The 15,605-nt window shown below is 62.1% G+C and carries 14 protein-coding genes and 1 tRNA gene; 7 read left to right on the forward strand and 8 right to left on the reverse strand.

Going from position 1 to position 15,605, the window contains the following annotated elements; genetic code table 11:
• Window positions 1–76: 76 nt before the first annotated feature.
• From recR to ilvA, 3 genes are all read right to left on the reverse strand, one after another.
• On the reverse strand, window positions 77–679 hold the full coding sequence (recR, locus tag D1159_RS11305; protein ID WP_161845767.1) for a recombination mediator RecR: 603 nt from the start codon (window positions 677–679) through the stop codon (window positions 77–79).
• Between the two features lie 17 nt (window positions 680–696).
• Window positions 697–1,341, reverse strand: coding sequence for a ribulose-phosphate 3-epimerase (gene rpe / locus D1159_RS11310; protein WP_161845768.1), 645 nt, complete (start codon window positions 1,339–1,341; stop codon window positions 697–699).
• Between the two features lie 314 nt (window positions 1,342–1,655).
• Entirely contained in the window at window positions 1,656–2,867 is a 1,212-nt protein-coding gene (ilvA, locus tag D1159_RS11315; protein ID WP_202621048.1) for a threonine ammonia-lyase, read from the reverse strand.
• A 323-nt stretch (window positions 2,868–3,190) separates the two neighbouring features.
• Here ilvA and D1159_RS11320 point away from each other — a divergent pair, with 323 nt between their 5' ends.
• From D1159_RS11320 to D1159_RS11335, 4 genes are all read left to right on the forward strand, one after another.
• Window positions 3,191–3,883, forward strand: coding sequence for a 5-bromo-4-chloroindolyl phosphate hydrolysis family protein (locus tag D1159_RS11320; RefSeq protein WP_161845769.1), 693 nt, complete (start codon window positions 3,191–3,193; stop codon window positions 3,881–3,883).
• A 32-nt stretch (window positions 3,884–3,915) separates the two neighbouring features.
• Window positions 3,916–5,106, forward strand: coding sequence for a toxic anion resistance protein (locus tag D1159_RS11325; RefSeq protein WP_161845770.1), 1,191 nt, complete (start codon window positions 3,916–3,918; stop codon window positions 5,104–5,106).
• Window positions 5,107–5,173: 67 nt separating this feature from the next.
• Window positions 5,174–6,205 (forward strand): TPM domain-containing protein, encoded by a 1,032-nt coding sequence (locus tag D1159_RS11330; RefSeq protein WP_161845771.1) that lies wholly within the window; start codon window positions 5,174–5,176, stop codon window positions 6,203–6,205.
• Between the two features lie 173 nt (window positions 6,206–6,378).
• A complete protein-coding gene (locus tag D1159_RS11335; protein WP_161845772.1) occupies window positions 6,379–7,197 on the forward strand; it encodes a DUF975 family protein in 819 nt (272 codons plus the stop codon).
• A 62-nt stretch (window positions 7,198–7,259) separates the two neighbouring features.
• Here D1159_RS11335 and D1159_RS11340 read toward each other — a convergent pair whose 3' ends face one another.
• From D1159_RS11340 to ilvD, 3 genes are all read right to left on the reverse strand, one after another.
• On the reverse strand, window positions 7,260–7,637 hold the full coding sequence (locus D1159_RS11340) for a DUF2752 domain-containing protein (protein ID WP_161845773.1): 378 nt from the start codon (window positions 7,635–7,637) through the stop codon (window positions 7,260–7,262).
• Window positions 7,638–7,641: 4 nt separating this feature from the next.
• Window positions 7,642–7,983, reverse strand: a complete 342-nt coding sequence (locus D1159_RS11345) for a DUF4234 domain-containing protein (RefSeq protein ID WP_161845774.1) — start codon at window positions 7,981–7,983, stop codon at window positions 7,642–7,644.
• Between the two features lie 115 nt (window positions 7,984–8,098).
• Window positions 8,099–9,760, reverse strand: a complete 1,662-nt coding sequence (gene ilvD / locus D1159_RS11350; protein WP_161845775.1) for a dihydroxy-acid dehydratase — start codon at window positions 9,758–9,760, stop codon at window positions 8,099–8,101.
• 231 nt (window positions 9,761–9,991) lie between these two features.
• Here ilvD and D1159_RS11355 point away from each other — a divergent pair, with 231 nt between their 5' ends.
• Window positions 9,992–10,687: a FadR/GntR family transcriptional regulator gene (locus D1159_RS11355; protein WP_161845776.1), complete on the forward strand. Its 696-nt coding sequence runs from the start codon at window positions 9,992–9,994 to the stop codon at window positions 10,685–10,687.
• A 219-nt stretch (window positions 10,688–10,906) separates the two neighbouring features.
• On the opposite strand, the gene D1159_RS11360 is transcribed toward D1159_RS11355, so the two are convergent.
• Both D1159_RS11360 and D1159_RS11365 read right to left on the reverse strand, forming a co-directional pair.
• Window positions 10,907–10,994, reverse strand: a tRNA-Leu gene (locus D1159_RS11360).
• Window positions 10,995–11,099: 105 nt separating this feature from the next.
• On the reverse strand, window positions 11,100–11,705 hold the full coding sequence (locus D1159_RS11365) for a molybdenum cofactor guanylyltransferase (protein WP_161845777.1): 606 nt from the start codon (window positions 11,703–11,705) through the stop codon (window positions 11,100–11,102).
• 194 nt (window positions 11,706–11,899) lie between these two features.
• Here D1159_RS11365 and D1159_RS11370 point away from each other — a divergent pair, with 194 nt between their 5' ends.
• Window positions 11,900–13,030 carry a D-alanyl-D-alanine carboxypeptidase family protein gene (locus D1159_RS11370; protein WP_161845778.1) on the forward strand — a complete coding sequence of 377 codons (1,131 nt, stop codon included), beginning with the start codon at window positions 11,900–11,902 and terminating at the stop codon, window positions 13,028–13,030.
• A 303-nt stretch (window positions 13,031–13,333) separates the two neighbouring features.
• Entirely contained in the window at window positions 13,334–15,379 is a 2,046-nt protein-coding gene (gene glgB / locus D1159_RS11375) for a 1,4-alpha-glucan branching protein GlgB (protein WP_161845779.1), read from the forward strand.
• Window positions 15,380–15,605: the final 226 nt, after the last annotated feature.

The following is a 15,605-nucleotide window of genomic DNA, read 5'->3' on the forward strand; positions in this document are numbered from 1 at the left end:
TTCCCGGATACGGCAGATATCCGGGAATTTTTTATGGCACAATTTCAGAAACTGTATTCACAGATCATAGGGGCGCTCAGATCTCCCGCCGGCCCTCCAGGGCGCGCATGAGGGTGGCGTCGTCGGTGTACTCCAGGTGGCTGCCCACGGGGATGCCGTAGGCCAGGCGGGTGACTTTGATCTGGAAGGGCTTGAGCAGCCGGGACAGGTACATGGCGGTGGCCTCTCCCTCGGTATCCGGGTTGGTGGCCATAATGACCTCCTGGACCGAACCAGCGGCGGCCCGCTCCACCAGCTCCTTGATGTGCAGATCGTCGGGCCCCACATGGTTCATGGGGGAGATGACTCCGTGGAGCACGTGGTATAGCCCGCCGTACTCCCGGGCCCGCTCGATGGCCAGCACATCCTTTGGGGTGGCTACCACGCAGATGGTGCCGGAATCCCGCTTTGGGTCGGCGCACAGGGCGCACTTGCCCTCCCCTTCGGTGAGATTCCGGCACACAGGGCACAGCGAGATGGTCCGCTTGGCCTGGGTGAGGGCATCGGCAAAGGCCAGCACGTCCTCCTCCGGCTGGGAGAGGACAAAGAAGGCCAGGCGCTGGGCGCTCTTGGTGCCGATGCCGGGGAGACGGGCAAACTGCTCGGTGAGCGCCTCCAGCGCGGGGGGGAAATACTGCATAACGAATCCCCCCAAACTCAGCCCCGCAGGGCGGAGATGGCCATGGCGGGGTCAGCGGCGCCGTAGACGGCGGAGCCCGCCACCAGAACGTCCGCGCCGGCGGAAATCACCCGGCGGGCGGTATCCCGGTTGATGCCGCCGTCCACCTCCAGCCGGCAGGCGGGGTTGTACTGCCGGATGAGGGAGCGCACCTCACAGATGGTGTCCAGCTGGCTGGTCATGAAGGACTGTCCCCCGAAGCCGGGTTCCACCGTCATCACCAGCACCATGTCCAGCTGCTCCAGATAGGGCAGGATGGCCTTGGGAGAGGTGATGGGCCGCAGGGCCACTGCCTTGCGCACCCCGCAGCCGTCCATCAGACGCAGGGCCTGGGCGATGCCGCCCGGCCCATCGGCCTCCAGATGGACGGAGAGAAGGCTGGCGCCGGCCTTGGCGAAGGCCTCAATATAGCGCACAGGCTTTTCGATCATCAGGTGGACGTCCAGAAACATGTCGGTACACTGGTGAATGGATTTGACCACCGGAACGCCGACGGTCAGATTGGGGACAAAGCAGCCGTCCATCACGTCAATATGGAGCCAGTCAGCGGAGGACACCCGCCTGATGTCCCGTTCCAGATTGGCGAAATCGGCGGAGAGAATGGAGGGGGCGATCTTAATCATAGAGAACCGTCCTTTCATGTTCCGGTGCGGCAGGACAAAAGCCGTGCCTTGAGAGGAATTTTAATAAAACTTTCATGCTTTATTTAGAACAGGTCAATGGGAACGGGCTATACTGCTAGACAGGACCAAGGCACGGCGGGGCGGGGGGCGGCATAGGATAGAGTACGCGGCAGGGGCGGCAACCGCCTGTGTTCCGGGACGGCCGGCGGCTCTCTCCGGCCCGCGGGGCCCGGTTCCGGCTACGGCCCGGACACGCCGCTTGTGATAGCTGGCCGCCGGTTTCCCGGCGGCCAGCCTTGGTCTGCCGACGGGCATTACAGAATGGTGCTGACCACTCTGGCGTCGTACCCCTCCCGCTTGAACGCCTCCAGGATGGCGCTCTTGTGGGCGTGGCCGAAGGCCTCCGTGGTGACCTTCAGCTCCACGCCGGCCTGGCGGTTGATGTTGACAAACTGGTTGTGCTCCAGCTTGATGATGTTTCCGTTCTGCCCGGCCACAATCTCGGCCACCCGCACCAGCTCGCCGGGGCGGTCGGGGAGCTGGACGGAGAAGGTAAACACCCGGCCCCGGTTGATGAGGCCGTGCTGCACCAGGGAAGACATGGTGATTACGTCCATATTGCCCCCGGAGAGGACGGGGACGATATTCTTTCCCTTGCAGGTCAGGTGGTGGAGGGCGGCGATGGGGAGCAGGCCGGCGTTTTCCACCACCATCTTGTGCCGCTCCATCATGTCCAGAAACGCGTCCACCAGCTCGTCGTCGTGGATGGCGATGATATCGTCCAGGTTCTTTTGCAGGTAGGGGAAGACCTGATCGCCAGGGGTTTTTACCGCGACGCCGTCGGCGATGGTGTTGATGGCGGGGAGGGTGACCACATGGCCGGCCTCAAAGCTGGCCTTCATGCTGGCGGCGCCGGCGGGTTCTACTCCAATAACGGTGACGTTGGGATTGAGCAGCTTGGCCAGAGTGGCCACGCCGGTTGCCAGTCCGCCCCCCCCGATGGGGACCAGGATGATATCCACATCCGGCAGATCCTTGAAGATCTCATAGGAGATGGTGCCCTGGCCGGTGGCGATGGCCAGGTCGTTGAAGGGGTGGACATAGGTGAGGCTGCGCTCCTGAGCCAGCTGGGTACACAGCGCGGCGGCGTCATCAAAGGTTTCGCCGTCCAGAATGACCTCCGCCCCGTAATCCTTGGTGTTGTTCACCTTCACCAAGGGGGTGGTGGTGGGCATGACGATGGTGGCCTTTACCCCGGAGGCCTGGGCCGCGTAGGCCACGCCCTGGGCGTGATTGCCGGCGGAGGCGGTGATGAGCCCCCGGCTGCGCTCCTCTTCGCTGAGGGTGCTGATTTTATAGTATGCCCCCCGGATTTTATATGCCCCGGTGACCTGGAGGTTTTCCGGCTTGATGTAGATCTGGTTGCCGGTGGACTTGCTCAGGGCAGGGCTGTAGATTAAATTGGTGTCCAAAATGACCCCCGAAAGTACGCTGCGGGCGGCCTTGAATTCGTTGAGTGTGAGCATAATGATTCCCCTCTCTCTGCTTTGCTGCGTCTGAGCGCCTGTATTCACAACGGTTGAGGACTGTCCAGCATTCCCCGGTTATAAATACAGGTTCTGATTTGAAATTGGACAGCGTTTACACAGCAAAGGCGCGGTCCTTCCGGCCGGGACAGGGGGCCGTTGTGATCGTTTGGCTGTGAGCGTTCTCTTGCAGACATGCAGGCATATTGTATATATAATAATGAGTTTCCCCGGTAAAGTCAACGTGTTCTTGACACCCTCCGCCGGGGAAGGTACAATGAAAAAAGACAGTTCCAGGGCTTTACGAATGGGAGGAAGCAGAAATGGCCAAGCAAGTGAAAAAATCTGTGGCCCCCATCTACGCCGTGGGCGTGGTGTGGCTGCTGTGGGCGCTGATTTTCCCCCTCTACCAGCCGGTCCACTACGCGGCGGCGGGGATTACCTCCCTGGCAGTGTACGGCGTGGGGCGGTTCCTGGCCTGGCGCAACAAAGAGAAGGAGCCAATTCCCGCCGCGCCCAAACCAGCCGCCGCGCCGGCGGCCATGGAGACTGGGCGCAGCCCGGAGGTGGACGCCCTGCGCCGGGAGCGGGATCGGGCCTTGGGGGAGATGCGCCGTCTGAACGACAGCATTCAGGACCCCGCCCTCTCCGCGCAGATTGACCATCTGGCGGCGGTGACGGGAAAGATTTTGGAGCATGTGGCGGACAACCCGGAAAAGCTGCCCCAGATCCGTACCTTTTTGAACTACTACCTGCCTACGACGCTGAAACTGCTCAACAGCTATGACCGTATGGACAGCGCCGGGGTGGCGGGGGAAAATATTGACGGCGCTATGGGCCGGATTGAGCAGATGATGCAGACCGTTGCGGCCGCCTTTGACAAGCAGCTGGACGCGCTCTTCGGGGCGGAGGCCCTGGATATCTCTGCGGATATTCAGGTTTTTGAACAGATGCTGGCCCGGGAGGGGCTGGCCGGGCCAAAATTGGAGCAGGATACGACAGATCCGTCGAAATAGAAAAATAGTTGGAAAAGAAAGGACGAACCGCTATGTCTGATAAGAACGAAAATACATTTGAACTGACGCTGACCCCCAATCTGGATACCGCCGCGGCCGCGGCGCCGGAGGCGCCGGCCCTTGTCCTGGAACCCACACCCGACCCCTCGGCGGACGCCGAGGCCCTGCGGGAAGCCCAGGCCATCAAGCTGGACGAGAGCCGCCTGAGCGAGGCGGAGCGGAAAATGGTAGACGACTTCGCCAAGAAGATCGATATTACTGACGCCAATCTGGTCCTCCAGTACGGCGCGGCCGCCCAGAAGAACATCGCCGGCTTTTCGGAAAACGCCCTGGGGGCGGTGCGCACGAAGGACCTGGGAGAAGTGGGGCAGGCCCTGTCCTCCTTGGTGGTGGAGCTGAAGCACGCAGGCAATAACGAGGAGAAGAAGACGGGCCTTCTGGGCTTCTTCCAAAAGAAGCGGGATGAGCTGGAGGAGATGAAGATCGCCTACTCCAAGGCGGAGACCAATGTGGACCGCATCGCCTCCATTCTGGAAAAGCATCAGGTCACCTTGATGAAAGACGTCGCCATGCTGGACCAGATGTACGAGCTGAACATGAAGTACTATAAAGAGCTGACCATGTACATCCTGGCCGGCAAAAAGCGTCTGGCTCAGGTGCGGGCAGAGGATTTGGAGAATTTGAAGCGGAGGGCGGGAGAGACCGGCGCCCAGGAGGACGCACAGGCCTATAATGACCTGGCCAATATGTGCGCCCGGTTTGAGAAAAAGCTCCACGATCTGGAGCTGACGCGGATGATCTCCATTCAGATGGGCCCCCAGACCCGGCTGATTCAGAACAACGACGCGCTGATGCTGGAGAAAATCCAGTCCTCCCTGGTGAACACCATCCCCCTGTGGAAGAGTCAGATGGTGCTGGCCCTGGGGCTGGAGCACTCCCGCCAGGCCACCGCGGCCCAGAGCGCGGTGACCAATATGACCAACGAGCTGCTGCAAAAGAACGCGGATATGCTGAAAATGGGCACCATTGAGACCGCCCGGGAGGCAGAGCGCAGCGTGGTGGACATCCAGACCCTCCAGCACACCAACGCCCAGCTGATTTCCACGCTGGACGAGGTGATGAAGATCCAGCAGGAGGGGGCCCAGAAGCGCCGGGAGGCGGAGCAGGAGCTTGGCCGCATTGAGGGTGAGCTGAAGCAGAAGCTGCTGGAGCTGCGGGGGTAACAACCATGGGCACAGAGCCGGAATTTCCCTCGTTTAGAAACGAAAGGGAGCAGAAGGAGGGAGCGGCTTGAAAAAGCAAATTGTGGCGGCGGCCGCGGCCGCGGTGATGATCGCTGCCGCCGTGGGGATCGGCCAGCTGCGCAAGCCGGGCGGGCCGGCCCAGACGCTGGTGAGCGCCGGGGCGCTGGATAACTCGTTGGACACCAGCTATTACGAGCAGTTTGTGTACGACCGGGCGGAGCTGCTGTCCATTCAGGCAGAACAGGCCATTGCCCTGTACAACGCCAACTGGGATCAGCGGTATGAGAGCGTGGTGGCGGTGAGCACGGTCCACTCCCTGGGCGGGGCGGACCTGGAGGCCGCCGCCCAGGCGGCCGGCCTTGACATGGGCCTGGGAGAGGGAGACGCGGTAATCCTCATTGAGGCGGACAGCGGAAGCTACTGCCTGTCCCCCGGGAACGATTTCGCCTCCATTCTCACCAGTAAGGCGGTGGACGATCTGGACAGCCGCATCCTGTCGGGAGACAGCTGGGAGTTTGGACTGCGCAGCTTTTATGAGGGCATGGACCAGCTCTACCAGCAGAATTTCGGCCTGGGCAATCTGGAGCAGCAGGGCGTAAAGCCCTTCCGGGACCCCATATCCGCGTCGGTGGTAATTCTGATAGGGGTACTGATCCTTCTTCTGGCAGCGGCCACGGCCATTGACTCTGCGCGCTGCCGCCGGTATCGCCGGATGTACTTCGGCGTACCCCATCCCCCTCTGTTCCGGCCCCTGCTCTTCTGGCACGGACCTGGATTCGGGTGGTATCAGCGGCGCTGGAACCCGCCGCCCCCCAGACCGCCCCGTCCCCCCGCTCCCCCCAGCGGCAGAGCCGGCGGCGGAGCCTTTGGGGGCGGAAACGGCTTCGGCGGCGCGGGAAACCGGGGGCCGAGAGGGGGCGGAACCTTTGGAGGACGGCCCTCCGGCCCCTCCCGGGGCAGCTTCGGGGGGACCCGGAGCGGGGGCTCCTTTGGGGGAAGCAGGGGCGGCGGATCCAGGGGCGGATCCTTCGGCGGCTCCCGCAGAGGGGGCGGCTCCTTCGGCGGACGCCGCCGCTGACCCATTCAAATGATTTGCCGCAGGGAGAAGCGGCTGCAAACGGCGCGGCGGGGCTACCGCCGCGCCGCCTGCGTTTTTTCCGCGGCCTCTGTTGGGATCGGGCGGGTGTACCTTGCATTCCGCACCAGCATATGGTATCCTTGAGGGGAGTTGAGGAAAAAGGAGGCCATTCCATGGACTTTAACCGTGCCGCCCTGAAGGCAGATGCCAGGGCGGCCATTGGCACCGCCAAGCCCCACCCGATGATGGTGACGCTGGTATTCCGGCTGGCAACCGCCGGCCTGACGGTTTTGGTGATGTTTATCGCCCTGGCCAGCGGGTCAGGCACCCTGACAGACGCGCTGGCGGGGGCGGCCCTGGGGCTGGGGTTCTACCCGGAGGGACTGCTCACCCGGGGACAGCTGCTGATCATGATATTCCTGAATCTTGTGATGGGGCTGTTCTCCGCGGTCATGGGCGTGGGGTACACGGCCTACGGGATGCACCTGGCCCGGCGGGAGCGGGCGGACTACCAGGACCTGATCGACAGCTTCGGAATCACGGGGCGCATTCTGCGCACCATGCTGCTGACCTTTGTGCTTGTGGTGCTGTGGCTTATTCCCTACGGCGTGATGATGACGGCGGTGCTGGCCGTGACCATTCAGCGGCTGGATTTCTACGGCCTGATGGCGGTGTACTTCCTGCTGGTGCTGGGTATGATAGTCTATGGCTATCTGATTGAGCTGCGCTACGCCATGACCTACTTTTTCCTGCTGGATGAGCCGGAGATGGGCGTGCGGGAGGCGGTGCGCAGCAGCGTGCAGGTGATGCGGGGGTGGAAGTGGACCTACTGCAAGCTCCAGCTGTCCTTTTTGGGCTGGGCGCTGCTGTCCTGTATGACCATGGGGGTGCTGGGCCTGTGGCTCAGCCCTTATGAGGCCGCTACTTACACCAATTTTTACGACTTTATCACCAGCCGCCGGAGCACCGCCCGGATCAGGCCGGAGTGGTAGTCCGAGGCGATAAAAATAAGAGGTCTGTGCCCCATACCGGGGCACAGACCTCTTTTGGTTCTTTAGATAGGGATCAGATTGCGGACAACGCCGTAGATCAGCAGAAGGGCCGCAAGCGTCCAGATGGCGGCGGACTGCCCCTGGGAGGGCATACGCCGACCGGTGCGGACATAGTCCGCCGCCCGCCAGGCCGCAGTCCCCAGTAAAAGCGGGGAGAGGGCCAGCAGGCCAGGATTGGCCCGCCAGGCGGCGGAGAAATCCAGCCGCAGCAGGGCAAGGCACATCCGGGTGACGCCGCAGCCGGGACAGGACAGCCCGGTGGCCAGACGGAAGGGGCAGGGCAGCGCCCATTTTGTCAGGAAGCAGAACGCCGCGTATCCCAGCCCCAGGGCCAGCAGGGCGAGGCCGCCCCGCGCAAGGCGGAGGGCCCGCCGGGCCATTGCGTTAGACGATCTCGTACTTGTTCAGCTCGCTCTGGATCAAGGCGTAAGTAACGATCTGGAGGCCGAAGATGTTCAGCACCAGGTAGAGAACGGGCAGGCTGCCGGAGGGCTCGCCGTGGGCGGCGCGGGCCTCCTCCAGGGCTTCGCCCATCTTGTAGCCCCAATAGATGCCGTAGATGCCGCAGGAAATCAGGTTGAACACCAGGGCCAGGCCGCCGCTGGTGCCGTAGCGGCTGGACACCCGGTTGGTCTCGTCCGTGATGCAGACGAACCAATAGATACCATAGATGCCGCAGGTTATGATGGTAAGGATGATGCTCATGGGGATGCTGCGCTGTTTCATAAAAATGCTCCTCTCTTCGAAATAAAGCTAGAGGGATTATAACAGAATCCGACAGGGAATACAAGGGGGAAAGAAAGATAAAAGTTCTTTCTGGCTTAATCTTTAATGGTTGCGCCTATTCCAGCACGGCGCCCCGGGCGGCGGAGGTAACCAGCTTGGCGTAGCGGGCCAGATAGCCGGTCTGGATCTTGGGCTGGGGGCAGACCCAGGCGGCGCGGCGCTGGTTCAGCTCGTCATCGTCCACCAGCAGCTCAATGGTACAGCCGGGGATATTGATGGCGATGAGATCCCCCTCTTGTACCAGGGCGATGGGCCCGCCCTGGGCGGCCTCGGGGCAGACGTGGCCGATGGAGGCCCCCCGGGTGGCACCGGAGAAACGGCCGTCGGTGATGAGGGCCACGGACTCCCCCAGGCCCATGCCGCAGATGGCGGAGGTGGGGTTGAGCATCTCCCGCATTCCCGGCCCGCCCTTTGGACCCTCGTACCGGATGACTACCACGTCCCCGGCTGCGATTTTACCGGCGTAGATGGCCTCAATGGCCTCCTCCTCGCTGTTGAACACCCGGGCGGGGCCCTGATGGCGCATCATCTCCGGGGCCACGGCGGAGCGCTTGACTACACAGCCCTCGGGGGCCAGATTGCCCTTGAGCACCGCGATGCCGCCGTCGGGGGAATAGGGATTTTCGATGGGGCGGATCAGGCTGGTGTCCCGGTTGACTACCCCTTCCAGGTTTTCCCCCAATGTCTTTCCCGTGCAGGTGAGGACGCCGGTGTCCAGCAGGTTCTTTTTGGTCAGCTCCTTCATGACGGCGTACACGCCGCCCGCGCCCTCCAGATCCTCCATATAGGTGTCCCCGGCGGGGGCCAGGTGGCACAGATTGGGGGTGTTGGCGGAGATGGCGTTGGACTGGTCCAAATCCAGCTCAATTCCGCACTCATGGGCGATGGCGGGGAGGTGGAGCATGGTATTGGTGGAGCAGCCCAGGGCCATATCCACGGTCTCCGCGTTGCGGAAGGCGGCTTTGGTCATGATATCCCGGGGCCTGATGTTTTGCCGCACCAGCTCCATAACCTGCATCCCCGCGTGCTTGGCCAGGCGGAGCCGGGCGGACCATACGGCGGGGATGGTGCCGTTGCCCCGCAGCCCCATGCCGATGGCCTCGGTGAGGCAGTTCATGGAGTTGGCGGTGTACATGCCGGAGCAGGAGCCGCAGGTGGGACAGGCGCAGTTCTCGTACTCCTCCACCCCGTCCCCGTCCAGCTTGCCGGCGTGGTAGGCGCCCACCGCCTCAAACATATGGCTCAGGCAAGTGCGCCGGCCGTCGTTGAGCCGGCCGGCCAGCATGGGCCCGCCGGAGCAGAAGAGGGTGGGGATATTGATGCGGGCGGCGGCCATGAGCAGGCCGGGGACGTTCTTGTCGCAGTTGGGGATCATCACCAGCCCGTCAAACTGATGGGCCATGGCCATGGCCTCAGTGGAGTCGGCAATGAGATCCCGGGTAACCAGAGAGTACTTCATGCCCACGTGGCCCATGGCGATGCCGTCGCACACCGCGATGGCGGGGAACTCCACCGGCGTGCCGCCGGCGGCGCGGATGCCCGCCTTTACCGCCTGGGCAATCTTGTCCAGGTTCATATGGCCGGGGACAATCTCGTTATAGGAGCAGACGACGCCGATGAGGGGCCGCTCCAACTCCTCCTTGGTGTACCCCAGGGCATAGAACAAAGAGCGGTTGGGCGCCCGCTCCACCCCCTTGGTCACATGGTCGCTTCGCATGGGGATTCCTCCTTTGTGTATCGTATGTTTTTTGCCTGAGTTGTATGACAACTATTGAATTGTATGATGATATATTATAGGATAGAAAGAAGGATGTCAAGACAGCACCGGCAGAAAATGCAGCCCGCGATGCTGCGCCCGCCGCGCCAATGAAAGGGCCCGACGGTTGGGCCGGGCCGTCCCGCCCTGGGGGCGGAACAGCGGGGAAGGTTACGACAGGAGAGGGTTTTTATGGAGAAAAAGAGTCTGTCTCAGCAGACTGTGGACCGGCTGTACGCCATGATTGTGGGGGAGGGGCGGTTTGCCCCGGGGGAGAAGCTGCCCAGCGAGGTGGCGTGGTCCCGGGAACTGGGGGTGAGCCGCACCACGCTGCGGGAGGCAGTACGCACGTTAGCCGCCCGGGGTGTGGTGGAGGTCCGCCGCGGTCGGGGCACCTTTGTGTCCGAGCGGGTGGGTGAGCTGGAGGAAGGGCTGGACCTTGAGGCGCTGGAGCGGCTGCGGGTCCGGCTGGGGGAGCTGTTTGAGCTGCGGGCCATTTTTGAGCCTCAGATCGCCCGGCTGGCCTGCCGCCGGGCCACGGAGGAGGAGCTGGCGGACATTCTGGCCAAAGGAGAGGAAGTGGAGGGGTGTATCCGGACGGGTCGGGACCGGACCCAGGCAGACTGGGCATTCCATGCCGCCATTGTCCGGGCCGCCCACAATGAGTTTATGGTGCGGCTGATGCCCATTATCAGCCAGGCGGTGGAGGCCGCCGTCGCCGCCGGGGGCCATGGGGGAACCCTGGCGCAGGATACCCAGCGGGACCATGCCCTGCTGATGGAGTTCCTGCGCAGGCGGGACGGAGAGGGGGCCGCCTGCGCCATGGCCATCCACATGCGCCGCAGCATGGCGGTCATGGAGCTGGACCGCTGTGAACTGCTCCGGTAAAAGCGGACAATCGTCAAAAACCCCCTGATGTAGGAAAATAAACGTACTACATCAGGGGGAAACATGTGTCAGAATGGAGCCATACACATACGATTGCCGGAGATACAGGCAATCGCAATATACGGAAACCACAGCGAGAAATTGCAGAGCGCCTTGGGTTTGCGCACAAAAAACGAGTGTCCTTACAGCGTCTTCCAAACGCTGTAAGGACACTCACCATGGTGCGCGAGGCGGGACTTGAACCCGCACGTGCGTAATGCACACTAGAACCTGAATCTAGCGAGTCTGCCAATTCCACCACTCGCGCGTCCTGCGCCTCTGCAAGCAACCGCTGTGCCTCAGCGCGATATTTATGATAGCACAGAGGATCCGCTTTGTCAACCGTAATTTTGAAAAAAATTAAAATAATTTGTCACATCCCCGGATCCGCCTGATGCAGCAGCGTCTGGGCCCTCTGCCAGTCCTCCGGCCGGTTGACGTTGAAGAGGACGCGGTCCAGGTCGAAGCCCGCAAGCCGCTCCTCCGGCACCTCTTTTATGGCAGCGAAGGGAAATAGGCCCTTTACGAAGGAGCGGTCCCCCCGGTCCAGGCTGGCGGAGACGGCAGGCAGGCAGCGCTTCCGGTACAGGCCGAACAGGCACTCAAAGCGGCCGCTCTCCCGGCGGATGACGCACCCGTCGGCATCCCCCAGCTCCTCCGCCAGGCGGCGGGCCAGCGCCGGATCCCCAAAGGGCATATCCATGGCGGTGAGGAAGACCGCGTCCCCCTCCAGCCCGGCAAGGCCGGCCTCCAGCCCGGCCATGGGGCCGCACCCCGGGTGGAGGTCCGCCAGCGCCCGCACACCTGGGGGCAGTGTACGGCCTCCAGGTCCCACCGCCACCGCCACCGGCCCAAAGACCCCCTGCCACCGGCGGATCACCCGGTTCAGCAGGGTATCCCCGTCCACCGGCAGGCCGCCCTTGTCCCGCCCCATGCGGCGGGACTGTCCCCCCGCCAAAATGACTGTTGAAATTTTCATGTCCTGCCCTCCCGGCCGTTCCAAATGATTGCTTTAATTTTACCACACAATCCCTGCCGCGTCCATTTTGAAGTTTTTCCCGCCGGAATAGAAGCCCCGTTTTTTTCACATCCTCTCATTACGAACCAGTTCGATGGAAGCGCCGGTGACATACCGGCCCTATCGTGGAATTTGACAAAAGGAAGTGGAGGAATATGAAAAAACTGGCTTCGGCTGCGCTGGTGCTGTCTCTGCTGGCCCTCCCCGCGGTTGCGGTGGCGGGCGCGCCTGAGGTAGAGGCCGGCGGCGCCGTTTTGATGGAGAAGGAGACCGGCGCCGTCCTCTTTGAGGACCACGCCCACGACAAGCTGGAACCCGCCAGCGTCACCAAGGTAATGACCCTGCTGCTGGTGATGGAGGCCATTGACGACGGACGGCTGTCCCCGGACGAGCTGGTGACGGTATCCGCCCATGCGGCGTCCATGGGCGGCTCTCAGGTCTATTTGAAGGAAAATGAGCAGATGACGGTGAGAGACCTGGTCAAGGCGGTGACGGTGGTATCGGGAAACGACGCCGCCGTCGCCCTGGCGGAACATCTGTGCGGCAGCGAGGAGGGCTTTGTGGCCAAGATGAATGAGCGGGCCGCCCAGCTGGGTATGGCGGACACCACCTTTCTCAACTGCACCGGCCTGCCTGCGGCGGGCCACCTGACCTCCGCCTATGACATCGCGGTGATGTCCCGGCAGCTGCTGATCCACCCCGCCATCCGGGAGTACGCTACCATCTGGATGGACTCCATTCGGGACGGAGCCTTCCAGCTGTCCAATACCAACAAGCTCATCCGGTTCTATCCCGGCGCCACCGGGCTGAAAACCGGCTCCACCGACTCCGCGGGGTACTGCCTGTCCGCCACGGCGGAGCGGGACGGCATGGAGCTCATCGCGGTGGTGCTGAAGTCTCCCACGTCGGAAAAGCGGTTTGAGGGGGCCAAGAGCCTGCTTAACTTCGGCTTTGCCAACTATACCCTGCTGGATGTCTACCCCAACCAGGCTCTCCCCCCCATCGACGTGCTGCTGGGCAAGCAGGGGCAGGTTCAGCCGGAGCTGTCCGCCTCCAGCCGGATTCTGGTGGAGAAAGAGCAGGTAAACCAGGTGACCACGGATATCCGCCTGTGCCAGGATGTGGAGGCCCCGGTGGAGCAGGGCCAGGTACTGGGCCATATGGCGGTGCTGGTCAACGGCGAGGAGCGCCAGTCCATTCCCATCACTGCCAGCGAGGCTGTGGGCCGCATCTCCGCCCCCGGCATCTTCTTCCGCTTTCTTCAGGAGCTGTTTATGGCTGCCTGAGCAGCCGGCGCCGCGGGGAATTCCCCTGCGGCGCCGGTTTTTGCCCTGAAATCCGACGGAAATCTATTACAAAACGGAGTGATCCAGGGGAAATAGACCTCTCTGTTTTCATAAATTTGACAGGTTCTATAAATGATCGTTTTCAGCCCGGAATCCTGAGAAGCAATCTTGACGGCGGCCCATTTGTGTTGTATAATTTACACAAATAAGCACCAGGGGCCTTAAAGCCTTATTACATTTATGACAACAGCTTTCCGCCTTTTTCGGCTTTGTCCCCTGGGTTTCACCAAGGAGAGAATGCCTATGAAACAGATTCCAAACTTAGATCCCACACTGGACGCTTTTTTGCAGGGCAAGGCAGTCCGTATCCAGGAATATCTGGGCTCCCACGCCGCCGTGGTGGACGGTGAACCAGGGTATCGCTTTCGGGTCTGGGCCCCCCACGCCAAGCTGGCGGCGGTCATGGGGGATTTTAACGGCTGGGACGGCGGCAGCCATCCCATGGAACCTGTGGGGGCCGGCGTGTGGGAGCTCTTTCTTCCCGGGCTCCAGCGCTACGACACCTATAAATACGCCATCCATACCCAGGACGGGCGGGTGCTGGCCAAGGCCGACCCCTACGCTTTCCACGCGGAAACCCGGCCGGGCACCGCCTCCAAGCTCTACGAGCTGGGGGACTACCAGTGGGGAGATCAGCAGTGGATGGAGTTCCGCAAAACCCACCTGCCCTACGACCGGCCCCTGAATATCTATGAGGTCCATCTGGGCTCCTGGCGGCGCACCGGAGAGGGTGAGTTCCTCAGCTACCGGGATATGGCCCGCTATCTGGTCCCCTACGTAAAGGAAATGGGCTTTACCCATGTGGAGCTGCTGCCCGTCAGCGAGCACCCGCTGGACGCCTCCTGGGGCTATCAGTGTACCGGCTACTTTGCCGCCACCAGCCGCTTCGGCACGCCGGACGACTTTATGTATCTAGTGGATCAGCTCCACCAGGGGGGGATCGGGGTGCTTCTGGACTGGGTGCCCGCCCACTTCCCCAAGGACGCTTTCGGCCTGTATGAGTTTGACGGCGCCCCCTGCTATGAGTACGCCGACCCACGCAAGAGAGAGCACGCCGACTGGGGCACCCGGGTGTTTGACTACGGCCGCAACGAGGTGCGCTCCTTCCTGTACTCCTCCGCCCTGTTCTGGCTGGAACAGTACCACATCGACGGTTTGCGGGTGGACGCAGTGGCCTCCATGCTCTACCTGGACTACGGCCGGGAGGGCGGGCGGTGGTGTCCCAATGTCTTCGGCGGACATGAGAATCTGGAGGCGGTGGAGTTCCTCCAGCAGCTCAACACCCAAATCTTCCTGGCCCACCCAGATGTGCTCATGATCGCCGAAGAGTCCACAGCCTGGCCCCGGGTGTCCCACCCGGTCGGCCCCGGCGGACTGGAGGGCGGCCTGGGCTTCAACATGAAGTGGAACATGGGCTGGATGAACGACATCACCCACTATATGAAGCTGGATCCCTATTTCCGGCAGTTCAACCACAAAGACATTACTTTCTCTCTGATGTATGCCTTTTCGGAGAACTTTGTGCTCCCCCTCTCCCACGACGAGGTGGTGCATATGAAGGGCTCCCTCATCAATAAAATGCCTGGGACGGACGACGAGAAATTCCCCGCGGTCCGGGCGTTCTACACCTATATGCTCACCCACCCCGGCAAAAAGCTGCTCTTCATGGGGGCGGAGTTCGGCCAGTTCCATGAGTGGAATTTCGAGTACTCTCTGGACTGGCACCTGCTGGAGCAGGAGCGGCATGAGCGCCTGCACAACTTCTTCCGCTCGGCCAACCAGTTCTACCTGGCCAACCCGGAGCTGTGGGAGCTGGACTTCTCCTGGGAGGGGTTCCAGTGGATCTGCGCCGACGACAACCAGGGCAACTGCGCCGCGTTCCTGCGCAAGGACAAGAAGGGGAAGTTCCTGCTGTCCATCAGCAACTTCTCCCCCGTCCACCGGGCGGGCTACCGCCTGGGCGTCCCCGTCCACGGCCGGTATGACGTGGTGTTCAACACCGATGACCCCGCCTTCGGCGGCAGCGGCCTGGGCGATCAGGCGCCGGTGAAGTCTCAGTACATCCCCTGCCACGGGATGGATCAGTCCATCGCCATCGACCTGCCCCCCATGAGCACCGTGCTGCTGCGATGTACCAGAAAGTTCCCCGCCCGCCGGAGCAAGGCGGAGCTGATCCCTAAGGCCAAGCCCGTCCCCACGGGGACGAAAAAGCCCGCCGCGAAAAAGGCGCCGGCCAGACAAAAGACCCCGGCCAGGGCCGTCCGGAAAAGGGGCAGTCAGAATCCTTAACCATATCAGCAGAATCATTGAAGTTAAAATAGAAAAAGAAGCAGAAAGAGAGAAACTAATTAAGAACCTGTATCCACAACCGGAAGGCGCTGGATTGCCAGGGGATTTCGCCGTCCCACAAGGCAAAAAGACGCAGGAATACATTGCATAGTTCAAGCGCTTTGCTGCGGCGGTGCGGCAAACGCCCCGGCTGAACGGCGTCCAACGGTTATGGATACAGATTCTT

Source organism: Pseudoflavonifractor sp. 524-17, assembly GCF_009935845.1.
GTDB lineage: Bacteria > Bacillota > Clostridia > Oscillospirales > Oscillospiraceae > Pseudoflavonifractor_A.

What these genes read in the sequence shown, in the direction of transcription:
- D1159_RS11320 (WP_161845769.1), top strand. Translation starts at nt 3,191, where the DNA reads ATGGCCAAGCAAGTGAAAAAATCTGTGGCCCCCATCTACGCCGTGGGC.
- glgB (WP_161845779.1), top strand. Translation starts at nt 13,334, where the DNA reads ATGAAACAGATTCCAAACTTAGATCCCACACTGGACGCTTTTTTGCAG.
- D1159_RS11335 (WP_161845772.1), top strand. Translation starts at nt 6,379, where the DNA reads ATGGACTTTAACCGTGCCGCCCTGAAGGCAGATGCCAGGGCGGCCATT.
- ilvA (WP_202621048.1), bottom strand. Translation starts at nt 2,867, where the DNA reads ATGCTCACACTCAACGAATTCAAGGCCGCCCGCAGCGTACTTTCGGGG.
- D1159_RS11340 (WP_161845773.1), bottom strand. Translation starts at nt 7,637, where the DNA reads ATGGCCCGGCGGGCCCTCCGCCTTGCGCGGGGCGGCCTCGCCCTGCTG.
- rpe (WP_161845768.1), bottom strand. Translation starts at nt 1,341, where the DNA reads ATGATTAAGATCGCCCCCTCCATTCTCTCCGCCGATTTCGCCAATCTG.
- D1159_RS11370 (WP_161845778.1), top strand. Translation starts at nt 11,900, where the DNA reads ATGAAAAAACTGGCTTCGGCTGCGCTGGTGCTGTCTCTGCTGGCCCTC.
- D1159_RS11345 (WP_161845774.1), bottom strand. Translation starts at nt 7,983, where the DNA reads ATGAAACAGCGCAGCATCCCCATGAGCATCATCCTTACCATCATAACC.
- ilvD (WP_161845775.1), bottom strand. Translation starts at nt 9,760, where the DNA reads ATGCGAAGCGACCATGTGACCAAGGGGGTGGAGCGGGCGCCCAACCGC.
- D1159_RS11355 (WP_161845776.1), top strand. Translation starts at nt 9,992, where the DNA reads ATGGAGAAAAAGAGTCTGTCTCAGCAGACTGTGGACCGGCTGTACGCC.
- D1159_RS11325 (WP_161845770.1), top strand. Translation starts at nt 3,916, where the DNA reads ATGTCTGATAAGAACGAAAATACATTTGAACTGACGCTGACCCCCAAT.
- recR (WP_161845767.1), bottom strand. Translation starts at nt 679, where the DNA reads ATGCAGTATTTCCCCCCCGCGCTGGAGGCGCTCACCGAGCAGTTTGCC.
- D1159_RS11365 (WP_161845777.1), bottom strand. Translation starts at nt 11,705, where the DNA reads ATGAAAATTTCAACAGTCATTTTGGCGGGGGGACAGTCCCGCCGCATG.